The following is a 14,081-nucleotide window of genomic DNA, read 5'->3' as shown; positions in this document are numbered from 1 at the left end:
CGACCAAAGCCTGCTCCAACGACTCGAAGACGTCTTAACCAACGTCGGCAAACAATACACGATTACTTTTGCATGACTACTTACCTGGATCAGACGGCCACCAACCGGATGCAGCGCGCCCGGCAACTCACGCGGGGCCGCACCGACGTCTGGCACCTCTGGGAACACCCCGAAGAAACCGACGAAGCAGTGCTCTACGCCGTGGGCGGGGCGCTGCTGGAGTACGTAGCCACCCACGTTACGCCAGCCCAGTTTCGGGCCCTGCTGCAAGACCAACGGGCCGAAATGCACCGTTCCTGGCTTGCCCCGGTGGTGGCGGCTTTTGAGCACGAGCTGGCCCAACCCAAATAGCCCGCCCGGCAGCAGCCCATTTTACTTAGCGGTGGGCCGATTAGCGGTTTCGGCTGTTGTAGCCCCTCCCGCCGCGTGTGCAGTGGGGAAACTTATCTGAATCTGAAACCCAAAAACATGAACTACCGTGCTTTAGTGGTTGGTGCCAGCGGCATTATTGGCAGCAACCTAGCCCGCGAGTTGCTGGCCAACGACTGGCCCACCTACGGCCTGTCCCGCTCGCCCCGCCCCGACGACGTGCCCGGCCTGCAACCCGTGGCCGCCGACCTGCTCGACCCCACCAGCCTGGAAACGGCCCTGGCCGGCCTCGCCCCCACCCACGTATTCATCACTACCTGGATGCGCCAGGACACCGAGGCCGAGAACATCCGCGTTAATGCCCTGATGGTGCGCAACCTGCTCGACGCGCTGGCCCCGCAGCAATCGGTGCAGCACGTGGCGCTGGTTACCGGCCTCAAGCACTACCTGGGGCCGTTCGAGGCCTACGTGAACGGGGGCACCCCGCCACCCACGCCCCTGCGCGAGGAGCAGCCCCGCCTGCCGCTCAACAACTTTTACTACGCCCAGGAAGACGAAGTGTACGCCGCCGCCGCCCGCAACGGGTTTATGTGGAGCATCCACCGGCCCCACACCATCATCGGCAAGGCCGTGGGCAACCTCATGAACCTGGGCACCACGCTGGCCGTGTACGCCTCCATCTGCCGCGAAACCGGCCGGCCCTTCCGCTGGCCCGGCTCGGAAGCCCAGTGGAATGGCCTCTCCGACGTAACTGATGCCCGCATCATCGCCCAACAGTTGCGCTGGGCCGCTACCGCCGAAACGGCCCGCAACGAGGCCTTCAACATCGTGAACGGCGACGTATTCCGCTGGAGCTGGCTGTGGCCCCGCCTGGCCGCCTGGTTCGGGGTGGAAGCGGTGGGGTTCGAGGGTACCATTCACCCATTGGAAGCCGAGATGAGCGCCGACGCCCCCGTATGGCGCGCAATAGCCGAACGCCACCGCTTGGCCGAAGCCGACCTCAGCCGGCTGGCTTCGCCCTGGCACACCGACCTCGACCTGGGGCGCCCCATTGAGGTGATGACCGACATGAGCAAGAGCCGCCGACACGGTTTTCTGGCCTACCAGACCACCGAAAACTCGTTCTTCGACCTGTTCGCCCAGCTCCGCACCGACCGCCTGATCCCGTAGGTGAGAAGTGAGATATTAGAGTTGAGATATGAGAGCTGAGAAATGAGTCCCTGATACATTTGGAGTACTACATATCACGGTCTTCTTTCTCAGTTCTAATATCTCAGTTCTCATATCTCACTTCTCATATCTCACTTCTCAAAGCGGCTGCCAGGGTTGGGGGCCGCCGAAAATGCGCCGCAGGGTGTAACGTGTGGCTTCTTTGTGGCTGAGCTGCCGGCTCCAGGCTACGCGCCGGGCGGGCTGCGCGCCAGGGCCACGGCTCCTGTATTCGGCGTAGCGGGCGGTTTTCTCATTTTCCGGATTTTTCCAGTTGTCCCAGCCGGCGGGGCGGATGTGCGGGCCCAGCTCGCAGCGCAGGTAGGCCACGCTGGCGGCGGGTCGCCAGGGCCGCCCCAACGACACGTTGGTGGCCAGCGCCGAATCGGCCGTCAGCCGGCAATCCAGAAAAACGAAGCCGTAGGGCTGCTCCGGGGGCGTGGAGGCGGCCGTGATGTGCGAGTTCTTCTTGCTGACAATGGTGCACCGGTCGAATACGGCCGTGCTGGCGCCGAAAATAAAGTCGGTGGTGCCTTCGATGTGGCAGTTGAGAAAGTACTGCCGGGTGTAGGCGCTGGCCAGAAACAGCGTATCCTGGTCGCCAACGATGCGGCAGTTGCGGAACGTGGCGCGGTCGGCCTCGATGTGCAGGGCCACGGCCTGGCCGGCGGTGCGGCCCGCCGTGTTGCGGAACGTGAGGTTTTCGGCCCGAAAGTCGTTGCCCTGTACCAGCACCGAGTGCGACGAGTACGTATCGATGCCGTTGGCGCCGCTGTGGTCGTCGTAGGTGATAATCGTCTGGTCCCGGTCTTCGCCGATAAGCGTGACGTGGGTTTTGCGCGCCGGTATCACCAGCTTTTCGCGGTATATGCCCTTCTTGATGCGGATGACGGCAGACGCGGCCGAGTGGTCGGGCACCGCATCCACGGCGGCCTGCACCGTGCGGAAGTCGCCGGAGCCATCCGGGGCCACTACCAGCTCGGCAACCGGGCGGGCCGCTGCCAGCAGGGCCAGCAACAGCAGACATACAGTCAGCAGGGCAGTTTTCATCGTGCTAGTCTTGGGTGGGGTCCCAACCGCGCAACACCACGGGCAGCGTGTACTGGCGGGCTTCGGCGGCGCTTAGCTGGCGGCTCCAGGGCACGCGCCGGGCCGGGGAGGCGCCGGGGCCGCGGCTCTGGTACTCGGCGTAGCGGGCGGTTTGCTGGTTGCTTTCGTTGCCCCAGGGGTCCCAGCCGGCGGGCGCTATCTGCGGGCCCAGCTCGCAGCCGATAAACACGGTTTTGGCGTGCGGGCGCCAGGGTCGGCCCAGGTAAACGCTGCCGGCGGGCGCGCTGCCACTAATTTTGCACTGGTTAAATACGTAGCCGTAGCGGGTGCTGTCGGGCGTGGAAGCGGCCGTGATGAAGCCCTTGGTTTTGCAGAAAATAATGCAGCCCTCAAACCACGCCGTGCTGCTGCCGAAGATAAAATCAACGGTGCCCTCGATGTAGCAGTTCTCGTAGTACTGGCGGCTGCCGTAGCCGTAGGTGTACAGCGTGTCCTGAAAGCCCAGAAAGCGGCAGTTTTTAAACCGGGCCCGGTCGCCGGCCACCCACAGGGCCACCGCCTGCCCCACCGGCCCCGAGGAGTTCTGGAACGTAAGGTTTTCGGCCGTGAAGTCGGCGCCGTAGAGGTAGCAGCTGGCCGAGCCGGATGTGCCCTTGTCTTCGCCGAAAATGTTCTTTTTCTGGTTGTAGTCGTCGTAAGTGAGGATGGTTTTCAGCGCGTCTTCGCCCACCAGCTTCACGAAGTTCTTCGAGCCAGCCAGCAGCAGCTTCTCCTTGTAAATACCGTTTTTGATGAAGATAGTGGTGACTTTCTTGCGGAAATCGGGCACGGCGTTGAAGGCCTCCTGCACTGTGCGGAACTGCCCGCTGCCATCCTGGGCCACCACAAAATCATAGGCCGGAGCCGGCACTGCCTTGGTTTGGCCCGGTAGCAGCCCGGCCAGTAACAGCAGCAAAAAAAGGTAGCAGCCAAAACCCGGGGCCAGGCTTCTGGGCGGCGTTGCTTTAAAGGATCGGATCATGGCAGGCAGGCAGGCAGGAAAACAGAACAGCGGCAATCGACTAACGGGACGGCGGGAATATACTCTGGCTTTTCTGGCACCGCCCCCGACGCCCATATTACCGCGCCAGACCGGCATATAACAGCAATGGCCGCGTTATTTTGCCGCAAACGATACCGGGAACGTTGCCGCCTTCGGCCATGAGCTTTCGCCACTGCGGGCGCCTACCTTTGTCGGCATTTCGGTTTTGGCAGTTCCAAAGCCGCCCTCTCCCCTGCTGCCGCTCATGAACCGGTTTTTAGCTTTCTCTACATTCCTGCTGACGCTGGTTCCTAGTTGGGCCAGCCATGCCCAGGGCTCCTCCCCGCTCCTGGCACGCACCATCCAGCTACCTGCCGAGCTGGCCGAGCGCGAAAATCAGTTCTCCGGCCTCTGCACCTACCGCAGCCAATTGCTGCTGCTCTCCGAAAGCCGCCTCCAGGAACAGGCCGAAGCCAAAGTGTACAGCCTGGCCCTCGCCGACCTTGACCAGCAGCTCGCCGGTCGGCCCGTGCAATTGCCCTTCCGCAAATACGCCATCCGGGGCCTCGATAAAGCCAGAGCGCGGATTGACGCTGGCGGCCCCATTTACGAAGGGCTGGAAGGCCTGACGGTGCTGCGCGACACCGCCTACTTCTCCATCGAAACCGTAACGGCTGCGGCCAACTGCTACCTTGTGCGGGGCGTGCTGGATGAGGCCCGAAATGTCATTCAACTCGACAGCAGCTACCTGATGGCCCTGCCCAAGCCGCTGCTGCCCGATGGCACCCATGCCTACAATGCCGGCTTCGAGGCGCTGGCCACCTACCGCAACCGCGAGCTGCTGGCCCTGTTCGAGTACAACTACCTGCCCCGCAGCAACGCGGCCGTAGCTCTGCGCAACGGCCGGCAGCGGCCCGTGGCCCTGCCCCCGCTGCCCTTCCGGGTAACCGATCTGGAGCCCGCCGGTGGCCGCCGCTTCACGGCCATCAACTATTTCTTCAACGGCGCCTCCGATGCCGTGTACCGCATGGCCCCGCCCGACCCCAACGCCCGCCTGATTCAGGACAGCGCCGGCCGCTACCAGAACTATTCACGCCTCATCAGCCTCCGCTACAAGCGCCACCGCCTCAGCTGGAAGCCCCTGCTGACGCTGCCCGCCGAGTACCAGACCTACAACTGGGAAGGTTTGGCCGCCTACAAGCGCGGCTTTTTCCTCATCAACGACAAGTACGGCCCCTCGGGCCAGTCGACGCTACTGTACCTGCGGCGGCGGTAGGCTTAGTGATGCGCTGATGCAAATGACCGTCTGTTAGGCCTGCTCCTTTGAATCAAGCAACCGCACGTCCTCAATATCTTTGGCCCGGCCAGTGCTACCCTTGTTTTTCCGCAAATCGGCAAGGCTGATAACGGCCACAGGTACGTCATCCAGCACGCTAATTTGGCGGGCCGGATAGCACTCGTTGAACTCGACGCCGTCAACAGAAGTCAGCAGGTCAATCCGGATTGGGCTTACTCCGAGTTGAATAACGGTATCAGGCTCCAGCAAATCCGGCACACTGTACCCCAGACTTCCTACGCCGAAGTCGTTCAGCACCAGCAACAGGCGTTCAACATTTTCTGGCGTCTGGTTTATCCAGAAGTCTATGTCGCCGGTGTTGCGCACTATGCCGTAGCGGGCCAGGGCATAGGCCCCTACGACCAAATACTCAACCGCGTGGGCGTTTAAAAACCCGACAAACTCTTTGTAATCGGGGCTCAGTTGATTGGCTTGCATGAGCAGCGGAGTGGGAGAATGAGAAGCCTATCCGGCGCAACACTTCTACGGCGGCCATACGCTCATCCGGCGTCTTAGTAAGCCAAAAGGCTAAGTCCTCGGCGTCTTGGTCGGCGTGCAGTGTAGTTTTGCGGGTGGCAGTACGGTCGAGGCGAAGCATAGCTAAAGATACGGCTTCTAACCACTTTCTCCAAAATTGCAACGCCCGACCAAACTGGCCGGGCGTTGCAATTAAACTGTATAAAGCAGCCGAATTACTGCTTGCCGGCCGTTACCAGTTCCACGATTTCCTCCGAGATGCCGGTGGTGCTGAAGCCGCCGTCGTGCATCAGGTTCTGCATGGTTACGTAGCGGGTCAGGTCCGAGAACAGGCTCACCACGTAGTCGGCGCAGGCCTCGGCGGGGGCGTTGCCCAGGGGCGAGAGGCGGTCGGCGTACTCGTAGAACGCGTCGAAGCCGCTGATACCAGTGCCGGCCGTGGTTTTGGTGGGCGACTGCGAGATGGTGTTCACGCGCACTTTCTTGAGCTTGCCCAGGCGCTGGCCGTAGCTGCGGGCAATGCTTTCGAGCATGGCCTTGGCCTGGCTCATATCGGTGTAGTCGAGGAAGGCGCGCTGGGCGGCAATGTAGCTCAGGGCCACGGCCGAACCCCACTCGTTGAAGGCGTCCTGCTTTTCGGCCACGGCCAGCATCTTATGAAACGAGAGGGCCGACACGTCGAGCGTCTTCTGGTACCACTCGTAGTTCAGCTCGCCGTAGTGCTTGCCCTTGCGGATGTTGGCGCTCATGCCAATGCTGTGCAGCACGAAGTCCAGCTTGCCGCCGAGCTGCTCCTGGGCGCCCGAAAACAGGTTTTCCAGGTCTTCCATCGACGTAGCATCGGCCGGAATGATGGGCGCGTTGCACTGCTCCGAGAGCTTGTTGATTTCGCCCATGCGCATGGCCAGCGGGGCGTTGGTGAGCACGAAGCGGGCCCCTTCGGCGTGGCACTTGAGGGCCACTTTCCAGGCAATGGATTCTTCATTGAGCGCGCCGGAAATGATACCGACTTTGCCCGCGAGCAGGTTACTGGCCATATGGGGAGGTGAGTTAGATGTAGATTGGAACCACAAAAAAGGCGAAAAAACGGCAGACCGTCATGCAGAGCGAAGCGAAGCATCTCGCGTGCTGATGTTGCAATGGCGACTTTCTACGTCTGGTTACCTCTGCAACATCAGCACGCGAGATGCTTCGCTTCGCTCTGCATGACGGTCTTTTATCCTCACTATCCTCTCACCACTACCCCGCCATTTCCACGCCGCGCAGGGCCAACAGCTCGCGGGCGCTCTGGGTGGCGTGCAGCGTAGGGTTGGCGCCGGAAATCATCTGGGCTATTTCGTGGATGCGCTCCTCCTGGTTGAGTTGGCGGATGCGGCTCACGGTGCGGTCGGCGCGGTCTTCCTTGTACACGAAGTAGTGGGCGTCGCCGGCGGCGGCCATCTGGGGCAGGTGGCTGATGGCGATAAGCTGGTGCTTCTTAGCCATCTGCTGCATCATGCGGCCTACTTTCAGGGCAATTTCGCCGCTGATGCCCGTGTCGATTTCGTCGAACACGATTGTCGGCAGGGCCGTTTTATCGGCCAGCATATACTTGATGCACAGCATGAGGCGCGAGAACTCACCGCCCGAAGCGGCCTTGCTCAGCGTCTGGGGCTCGGCGCCCTTGTTGGCCGTGAACAGGATGCTCACCACATCGATGCCGCTAACGGCCGGGGCGCCGGCCTCGTGGCTCACCACAATGCGGGCGTGGGGCATGCCCAGGTCGGTGAGCAGCGCGGCCAGCTCTTTCTCGAACTTCGGGAACGTTTTGCGGCGGGCTTCCGATAGGCGCAGGGCTTGCTTCTGCACGGTGGCCAAGGTGGCTTCCACGTCGCGGCGCAGGCGGCTGATCTGCTTATCCAAGTTGAGCACCGAGCTAACCTTGTCGCGCAAATCGGCGCGCACGGCCAGCAGGTCCACCACGTCGCGCACCTGGTGCTTGCGTTGCAGGCTGTAGAGCACGTTCAGGCGGCTTTGCAGCTCGTCGATGCGGGCGGGGTCGCCCTCGGTGCGGCGCTCCACCTGCTCAATTTCATCGGTGATGTCGCGCAGCTCAATCAGGCAGCTGTCGAGGCGGTGGCGCAGGTCTTTCACGGGCTCCGAGTAGGGCGCAATCTGGCCCAGCAGCACTACGGCATCCTTCAGGGCGCCGGTGGCGCAGTATTCGCCTTCGCTCAGGCTTTGCAGGGCGTGGGTGAGCTTGTACTTGATTTCCTCGGCGTGCTCCAGCTCCTTTACTTCCTGCTCCAGCTCGTCCTGGCGCTCATTGTCGAGGCTGGCTTCCTCCAGCTCGTTCAGCAGAAAACTATGGTAGTCGAGCTCCTTGTTGGCCTGGGCTACCTGGCTTTCGAGGGCCTGCAGGTCGGTTTCGAGCTTGCGGTACTGGCGGAAGGCGTTGCTGTACTGCGTGCGCGTGGGCACCAGGTTGGCGTACAAATCCAGCAAATTCAGCTGAAACACGGCGTCGCCGAGCAGCAGCGTATCGTGCTGCGAGTGGATGTCCATCAGGTTGGCCCCGATGTGGCGCAGGGTTTCCAGCGTCACGGGCGTATCGTTCACGAAGGCCCGGCTCTTGCCGTTGGGGCTCAGCTCGCGCCGCAGAATGCACTGCTGGTCGTAGTCGACGTCTTCGGCCTCGAAAATGTCGCGCAGCTGGTAGCTGCTGATGTCGAAATGGCCTTCCAGCACGCACTTTTTGCTCGTGTCGAAGAGCATGCGCGAGTCGGCGCGGTTGCCGAGCAGCAGCCCAATGGCGCCCAGCATAATGGACTTGCCGGCGCCCGTTTCGCCGGTAATGATGTTGAGCAGGGCCGAAGGCTTAAGCTCCAGCTTCTCAATCAGGGCGTAATTCTGAATCCGTAAGTCAACCAGCATACCGAAAAAGCGTGAGGGCCGGAGCGCCGGCCGTGGCTACCAAGAGTGCAGCTACGGCCCCGTATCAAACGGCCGGGCCTAGCAGCATTAGCAAAGCTACTAGTTCGGTTAGTCAAATGCCAGTTATTTTCGCAAGAAAGGTTTTTTGAGCTGCAAGCTTCAGGCTACAAGCCGCAAGCTGATGTGCAAAGGCCCTTTTTGAGCTTCAAGCTGCAAGCCGCAAGCTGACGTTGAACATCGGCTTGCAGCTTGAAGCTTGCGGCTTGCAGCTCCTTAGGGTTGGCGCAGAATCGTTTCGTACTTGGCCGAGTTGGTGGGGTCGGTTTCGGAGAGCAGCGTCACGAGGCCGACTTTCTGCTGCTGGTCGGGGCTGGTACGGAAGATGTTGGAAATCTCGTCGGCCTTGGTTTGGAAGAATGAGCGGGCGAACAACGTGCCGGGGCGGCGCTGCACGGCTTTCTGCACGTCCTGCAGGGCCGTGAACATGTTGGTGCGGGCCTCTTCGGGCTGGGTGATGAAGATGTCGAGGCCCTGGCGGTAGTAGGCGTACATGCCGCTGCGGAAGGCCTGCAGCTGCGGGTCCTGCAGGTTATTGAGCAGCCAGTAGCGGTTGCCGCTGTTCTCATCCTTCCAGCCCGAGTCCGACTCGTTGGTGATATTCTGGGACGCGGCCGTGTTCAGAATCTGCCGGGCCCGGTCGTAGTACGGGCCGCCGCTCAGCGACGCAAAGCTGTCCTGATCCAGCCCAATCATCATGTAGGCATAAAAGGAGAGCAGCGACGAGAGGTTGCCGACGAACGTGTTTTCGGAGTACTCCAGCGGGTTCTGGGGCGAGTAGTTGAAAATCCAGCCCCGATCGGCGAAACTTAGCACGTTGCTCTCATAGCCGGTGCCGTACACCGGCCGGGTGCTCACAATACGCACCGTGGCGCGGTAGGTGCCGTTTTGCGGAATTTCGGTGATGCCCACAAAAAGCCGGCAGCGGATTCGCTCCTCGGGCCGGTAGGCGCGGTTGGTGAAGGACCGGCTGTTGAGGAAGTTCTGCATGTCGTTGCGCAGATTCTGCACCAGCTGCGGGTCCGAAATGGTTACGTTTTCGGTCGAAACGGTTACCTCGGCCTGCAGCTCCTGGGCTCGGGCAGGAAATAGCAGCAGCATGAGCGGCAGCAAAAACAGCAACTGAAACTTAGTCATGGCGGGCAGCTAAACGGGCGAGCACGACGCCCACAATATCGTGGGCAACGGCGGTTTTGGATTTCAGCTCGAACGCCGTTACGCGGCCAGCGGCTTCGAGCAAAGTTACCTGGTTGGTATCGTGGCGGAAACCGGCGCCGGCATCGCGCAGCGAGTTGAGCACAATCAGGTCGAAGTTTTTGCGTTCGAGCTTGCCCAGCGCGTGGACCTGCTCGTTCTCGGTTTCCAACGCAAAGCCCACCGAAAATTGTTCGGGCCGCTTGGTTTTTCCAAGCTCGAAGGCAATATCCACGTTTTTCACCAGCTCCAGCGTCAGCCGCTCGCCGCTTTTCTTGATTTTCTGGGCGGCCACCTCGGCGGGCCGATAGTCGGCCACGGCGGCCGCAAACACCCACACATCGGCCAGCCGCGCCGCATCGGCGGCGGCTTCGTACATCTCGGCCGCCGTCTGCACCCGCGTCGTCAGGATGCGCGCACTAGCAGGATCGGGTAGGTTAGTGGGGCCGCTGATGAGGGCTACCTCGGCGCCGGCCGCGGCAAAGGCTTCGGCCAGCGCGTAGCCCATTTTGCCGGTGCTGTGGTTGCCCAGAAACCGCACCGGGTCGAGCGGTTCGTAGGTGGGGCCGGCCGTTATCAGTACGCGCATTCTTTTGAATTATAAATTTTAAATTATGGATTTTGAATTGCTTCAAGAACCGAAAAAAGGGTACTGGTGCTAATTCAGAATTTAAAACTTATAATTCATAATTCTAAGTAAAATGTCCTCGGGCTCCAGCATGCGGCCGGGGCCGCTCAGGCCGCTGGCCAGCTCGCCGGCCGGCGACTCCCATACCGTATTGCCGTAGCTGCGCAGGCGTGCCAGATTGGCCTGCGTGGCGGGGTGCTGATACATGTCGAGGTCCATGGCTGGGGCTACAAACACGGGGCAGCGGGCCGAGAGGTACACGGCATCGAGCAGCGTGTCGCAGAGGCCCTGGGCCAGGTGGGCCAGCGTATTGGCCGAAGCCGGGGCCACCACCAGCGCATCGGCCCACAAACCCAGCTCTACATGGTTGTGCCATTCGCCGGCCTGCTCATCCTTGAGAAAGCCCTGCAAAACCGGATTCTTGGATAGCGTGGCCAGCGTGAGCGGCGTCACGAAAGCCGTGGCGGCGGGCGTTAACACTACGCGCACCACGGCCCCGGCCTTCACCAGCAGCCGCACCAGCGGCGCGGCTTTGTAGGCGGCAATGCTGCCACTCACGCCCAGTATAATATTTCGACCTGTTAGCGGCATACCTGGCAGTTAGCGAAGCGGGACTTCATCTTCAATGCGGCGTTAGGATTGGCCGGCAGCACGGCAAGGAACTGCCCTACACGCCGCAGCCTCCCCGTCGCCCGGGTTGGTCCGGGTGGCGGGGAGGCTGCGGCCGACCGGAAAGGCCAACTTACGCGTTCTTCTCGGCTTCCTGCTCGGGCGTGCTGTGGTACACCTTGCCGTCCAGGAATTCCTCGATAGCCAGGTTGGTCGGCTTGGGCAGACGCTCGTAATGCTTGGAAATCTCGATTTGCTCGCGGTTCTCAAATACCTCCTCCAGGTTGTCGACGGTGGTGGCAAACTCGGCCAGCTTGCCGTTCAACTCCTCTTTCAGCTTGATGGAGAGCTGGTTGGCGCGCTTCGAGATAATGGCAATGCTCTCGTACACATTGCCGGTTTCGGGGGTGAAATCCGACATGTTGCGCGTAACGATGGAAGCGGATGTGTTGTTGGGCGTCTTCATATGATGAATTTTCGAGGTTCTTACGTGATACCGGGCCCGAAAGCCCTTACTTAACAGCGGCCGTGTCGGCCGCTTTCAGCTTGTCGGCGGCGGCGCGGGCGTTGTCGTACATTTTCTCGGCGTCTTTCAGTTGCTTGCTCTGCGGAAAGGTGTCGATGAAGCTCTGATAAAACGCCAGCGTTTCGTTGTAGCGCTCCAACTGCTTCTCCGCCACCGATTCGGTAGCCAGGTCGAACTGGGCGCTGAGCTTAAGGAAAGCAGCCTGCTCGCCGTAGGCCGAAGCCGGATACTGCTGCTGGAAATTGGTGAGGGCCGTAACCGCCGACTGGTAATAGCGCAAATCGTAGTAAAGCTTGGCCGACAGAAACGCCTTGTTCTCCAGTTTCTTCTGCAACTCCTGCGACATTCCCTCCACCTCCGACCGAAACTTGCTTTCGGGGTAGCGGTTCAGAAACTCCTGAATCACCTCGATGGCCGTGTACGTGTTGGTCTGGTCGAGCTGGAACTCGGGCGAATCCTTGAACAACGACTTAGCCTGCATGAAGTACGCCTCCTGGGCAAACTCCGAGTTGGGATACGTGTCGTGGAACGTTTTGAAGTAGTAGGCGGCCAGCGTGTAGTTGCGCTGGCGAAAGTTGGTGTTGGCGAAGTAGAACTGGGCCTTCTCGGCCTCGGGGCGGCCTCTAAGCAGCGGAATCAGCTCTTCGAGCAGCGTACCGGCCTTAAAGAAGTCCTCCTTCTCGTAGTACTGAATGGCAGCTTCGTACTTCTTGTTCACATCGGTGCTCTTGAGCAGCTTTTGGTAGCCGGAGCAGGAGCTGAAAAGCACGGCGCTCAGCAGCAGAACAAAGAAAGCAGGACGGAATGACAGCATAAGGGCGCAAAGGTACAAATAATCGGTTGGTGGTGTTGAATTGCCGGTGGCCCGGCCGTTCTGGTTTCCCAGAGCCGAAACCCTGGGCTAATCAGCGGCCCGACCGAGCCCGCTCTGTAATCCAGGGTTTCAGCCCAGGAAAACCAGAACGGCCGGGGTTATTTCTTTACCGGCGCTTTTTTCCGGGCTTTCGGCAGCGGCTTTTTGCGGGCCGGCGCGGCTTTCTTTTTGGCCTTGACCGGAGCCGCCGCGAAGTGCTTGCCCAGCGTCTGGCGGCGGGTGGGCCGGTCTTCGGGTCGCCACCGAAAATCCTTGAGTTTGGCTTCTTCCGGCTTGAGCTCGTTGGGCGGAATGAATTTGGCTTCGGGGTTGGTGATGAAACTGATGGTTTGCAGTTCGTCGTCGGCGAAGCGCAGGGCCATGGTGGCCGAGAGCGACTTGTTGACGCCCGAAACAGCTGTGTCGCCCTCAAGAGCATAGTAGAGGCTCTCGGCGTTGCCAACCACATCAATTTTTTTAATGGCTTTCTCCCCGAAATACGCCACCATGGTGCGGCCTTTCACCTGGTTGTAGTTGCCAATCGTATCAAGCCCGATGCTGAACGCGTGGCCGTAGAGCCGCATCTGGTCGATTTTGCCCCGGCGCTGCCGGATTTCCATCGAGTCGGCCATCAGCTGGTTTTTTTTGGTCCACAGCACCGGGTCGCGGCTGAGGTAGATAACCGAGTCCTGCCGGTCATAGGTCAGCGAGTCGGCCCGGCCCTGCAAATCGGCGCGGAAGATGCGGGCCTTTTTGTAGGCGTAAATCACGGCACCCTTGTTCAGCGGCGGCTTGCCTTCGATGCTGACCAGCGTATCGGCCGTGAGGTAGAGCGTGTCTTTGCCCGAAATGTTGCGCATCACGGGCCGGCTGCCGTACACCTTAGCGCGGCCCTGGGCACGCCAGTAGCGCCCCACGTCGCCCCGAATTTCCAGGTTGTCTTTCTTGGAAATCATCGATACTCGGCCCGTGGCCACGCCGTAGGCAGTCAGCTCGTTGTAAAACAGCTTATCGCCGCCGAGCAGGTATTCCGGCGTCTCAATTTTAGCGTTTCTGCCAAAATTGGCCTCCTTAGTGATGGTGTTGTAGGTGCCGTTTTCGGCGTACAGGTTTTTGTCTTTGCCCGTGATGCGCGTGGGGCCGAAGAAGTAGGCCACCTTGCTGACAGTGTTGTACTGCAGCGTATCGGTAGTGATGACGTTTTCGGGCGTTACCAGCTTCACGTTGCGCTTGAAGCTAAACACCTTACTGACGGTGTTGTAGTAACCGAATTGGCTGTCGAGCGTGTTTTTAGGGTCCTGCAGGTGGCCGCCGGTGCTGTAGTAGGCCAGGTTGTTGGCTAAGTCGTAGTCGAGCAGCTGGGTGGTGAGCGTCATGCGCGGGTCGCGAAGCATTACGTTGCCCGTCATGCGGGCCTTGCGGGTGTCGCCGTCGTAGGTGCCGCGGTTGCCAGTTATCGTGATGGTATCGTTCTGGATAATGCGCACGTTGCTGAACGCTTCAATAGCGTTGCGCTCCAGATACTGGTACATCGAGTCGGCGTAGAGCAGCGTGGTACCCTGGCGCAGGCTCACGTTGCCCAGCAGCTTGCGGATTTCGACGCCATTAAAGGTGCCACCTTCCAGCGAATTGGCCGTCAGCAGCTCAATGGGCTGGCCGCTGCCTGGCTTGGCCGCAGGCCTGGTTTGGCCCCGACCCAGCAACGGCAGTGTCAGCAGTAAAAGGAGAAAAAGAGACTTGGACAACGACATTTCGGCGCAAAGGTAGGCAAGCAGGGTGGCTAACGTGTTTCTTTGTGGGATATTGGCCGAAGAACAATGTAGGGGCGGGGCTTGCCCC

Annotated in this window: 14 protein-coding genes; 3 read left to right on the top strand and 11 right to left on the bottom strand. The window is 60.6% G+C overall.

Annotation, left to right across the window (positions count from 1 at the left end):
- Positions 1–72: 72 nt before the first annotated feature.
- On the top strand, positions 73–351 hold the full coding sequence (locus J7E24_RS12445) for a hypothetical protein (RefSeq protein ID WP_215138481.1): 279 nt from the start codon (positions 73–75) through the stop codon (positions 349–351).
- Between the two features lie 117 nt (positions 352–468).
- Positions 469–1,539 carry an SDR family oxidoreductase gene (locus J7E24_RS12440; RefSeq protein WP_215138480.1) on the top strand — a complete coding sequence of 357 codons (1,071 nt, stop codon included), beginning with the start codon at positions 469–471 and terminating at the stop codon, positions 1,537–1,539.
- A gap of 138 nt (positions 1,540–1,677) precedes the next feature.
- On the opposite strand, the gene J7E24_RS12435 is transcribed toward J7E24_RS12440, so the two are convergent.
- Positions 1,678–2,628: a pectinesterase family protein gene (locus J7E24_RS12435; protein WP_251047179.1), complete on the bottom strand. Its 951-nt coding sequence runs from the start codon at positions 2,626–2,628 to the stop codon at positions 1,678–1,680.
- A gap of 4 nt (positions 2,629–2,632) precedes the next feature.
- Positions 2,633–3,649, bottom strand: a complete 1,017-nt coding sequence (locus J7E24_RS12430) for a pectinesterase family protein (protein ID WP_215138479.1) — start codon at positions 3,647–3,649, stop codon at positions 2,633–2,635.
- 265 nt (positions 3,650–3,914) lie between these two features.
- On the opposite strand from J7E24_RS12430, the gene J7E24_RS12425 reads away from it, so the two are divergent.
- Positions 3,915–4,925: a hypothetical protein gene (locus J7E24_RS12425; RefSeq protein ID WP_215138478.1), complete on the top strand. Its 1,011-nt coding sequence runs from the start codon at positions 3,915–3,917 to the stop codon at positions 4,923–4,925.
- 33 nt (positions 4,926–4,958) lie between these two features.
- Here the strand turns inward: J7E24_RS12425 and J7E24_RS12420 are convergent, their stop codons facing one another.
- The 9 genes from J7E24_RS12420 to J7E24_RS12380 all read right to left on the bottom strand — a co-directional run bounded on the left by J7E24_RS12420 (position 4,959) and on the right by J7E24_RS12380 (position 13,993).
- The gene (locus J7E24_RS12420; RefSeq protein ID WP_215138477.1) at positions 4,959–5,423 is read right to left on the bottom strand and encodes a nucleotidyltransferase; all 465 of its coding nucleotides are present in this window, start codon (positions 5,421–5,423) and stop codon (positions 4,959–4,961) included.
- 254 nt (positions 5,424–5,677) lie between these two features.
- A complete protein-coding gene (locus tag J7E24_RS12415; protein ID WP_215138476.1) occupies positions 5,678–6,499 on the bottom strand; it encodes an enoyl-ACP reductase in 822 nt (273 codons plus the stop codon).
- Positions 6,500–6,701: 202 nt separating this feature from the next.
- Complete coding sequence (gene recN / locus J7E24_RS12410) at positions 6,702–8,375, bottom strand: DNA repair protein RecN (protein ID WP_215138475.1); 1,674 nt, start codon at positions 8,373–8,375, stop codon at positions 6,702–6,704.
- Between the two features lie 273 nt (positions 8,376–8,648).
- Positions 8,649–9,569 (bottom strand): DUF4835 family protein, encoded by a 921-nt coding sequence (locus tag J7E24_RS12405; RefSeq protein ID WP_215138474.1) that lies wholly within the window; start codon positions 9,567–9,569, stop codon positions 8,649–8,651.
- Positions 9,562–10,215, bottom strand: a complete 654-nt coding sequence (locus J7E24_RS17910; protein ID WP_215138473.1) for a phosphopantothenoylcysteine decarboxylase — start codon at positions 10,213–10,215, stop codon at positions 9,562–9,564. Before J7E24_RS17910 ends, J7E24_RS12405 begins: the two co-directional genes overlap by 8 nt.
- An 81-nt stretch (positions 10,216–10,296) precedes the next feature.
- Positions 10,297–10,845 carry a flavoprotein gene (locus J7E24_RS17905; protein WP_215138472.1) on the bottom strand — a complete coding sequence of 183 codons (549 nt, stop codon included), beginning with the start codon at positions 10,843–10,845 and terminating at the stop codon, positions 10,297–10,299.
- 151 nt (positions 10,846–10,996) lie between these two features.
- Positions 10,997–11,329, bottom strand: a complete 333-nt coding sequence (locus J7E24_RS12390; RefSeq protein WP_251047178.1) for a DNA-directed RNA polymerase subunit omega — start codon at positions 11,327–11,329, stop codon at positions 10,997–10,999.
- A 46-nt stretch (positions 11,330–11,375) separates the two neighbouring features.
- Positions 11,376–12,203, bottom strand: coding sequence for an outer membrane protein assembly factor BamD (locus J7E24_RS12385; RefSeq protein ID WP_215138471.1), 828 nt, complete (start codon positions 12,201–12,203; stop codon positions 11,376–11,378).
- Positions 12,204–12,361: 158 nt separating this feature from the next.
- Positions 12,362–13,993 (bottom strand): OstA-like protein, encoded by a 1,632-nt coding sequence (locus tag J7E24_RS12380; RefSeq protein ID WP_215138470.1) that lies wholly within the window; start codon positions 13,991–13,993, stop codon positions 12,362–12,364.
- Positions 13,994–14,081 lie beyond the last annotated feature (88 nt).

Origin of the sequence: Hymenobacter sp. ISL-91 (assembly GCF_018613725.1) — a bacterium.
Lineage (GTDB): Bacteria > Bacteroidota > Bacteroidia > Cytophagales > Hymenobacteraceae > Hymenobacter.
The sequence above is the reverse complement of the archived record's forward strand: the minus strand, read 5'-3'. Positions and strand labels throughout refer to the sequence as shown.

Bases quoted from the DNA above. Each gene is read 5' to 3' on its own strand.
- J7E24_RS12445 (WP_215138481.1), top strand. From the start codon at position 73: ATGACTACTTACCTGGATCAGACGGCCACCAACCGGATGCAGCGCGCC.
- J7E24_RS12440 (WP_215138480.1), top strand. From the start codon at position 469: ATGAACTACCGTGCTTTAGTGGTTGGTGCCAGCGGCATTATTGGCAGC.
- J7E24_RS12435 (WP_251047179.1), bottom strand. From the start codon at position 2,628: ATGAAAACTGCCCTGCTGACTGTATGTCTGCTGTTGCTGGCCCTGCTG.
- J7E24_RS12430 (WP_215138479.1), bottom strand. From the start codon at position 3,649: ATGATCCGATCCTTTAAAGCAACGCCGCCCAGAAGCCTGGCCCCGGGT.
- J7E24_RS12425 (WP_215138478.1), top strand. From the start codon at position 3,915: ATGAACCGGTTTTTAGCTTTCTCTACATTCCTGCTGACGCTGGTTCCT.
- J7E24_RS12420 (WP_215138477.1), bottom strand. From the start codon at position 5,423: ATGCAAGCCAATCAACTGAGCCCCGATTACAAAGAGTTTGTCGGGTTT.
- J7E24_RS12415 (WP_215138476.1), bottom strand. From the start codon at position 6,499: ATGGCCAGTAACCTGCTCGCGGGCAAAGTCGGTATCATTTCCGGCGCG.
- recN (WP_215138475.1), bottom strand. From the start codon at position 8,375: ATGCTGGTTGACTTACGGATTCAGAATTACGCCCTGATTGAGAAGCTG.
- J7E24_RS12405 (WP_215138474.1), bottom strand. From the start codon at position 9,569: ATGACTAAGTTTCAGTTGCTGTTTTTGCTGCCGCTCATGCTGCTGCTA.
- J7E24_RS17910 (WP_215138473.1), bottom strand. From the start codon at position 10,215: ATGCGCGTACTGATAACGGCCGGCCCCACCTACGAACCGCTCGACCCG.
- J7E24_RS17905 (WP_215138472.1), bottom strand. From the start codon at position 10,845: ATGCCGCTAACAGGTCGAAATATTATACTGGGCGTGAGTGGCAGCATT.
- J7E24_RS12390 (WP_251047178.1), bottom strand. From the start codon at position 11,329: ATGAAGACGCCCAACAACACATCCGCTTCCATCGTTACGCGCAACATG.
- J7E24_RS12385 (WP_215138471.1), bottom strand. From the start codon at position 12,203: ATGCTGTCATTCCGTCCTGCTTTCTTTGTTCTGCTGCTGAGCGCCGTG.
- J7E24_RS12380 (WP_215138470.1), bottom strand. From the start codon at position 13,993: ATGTCGTTGTCCAAGTCTCTTTTTCTCCTTTTACTGCTGACACTGCCG.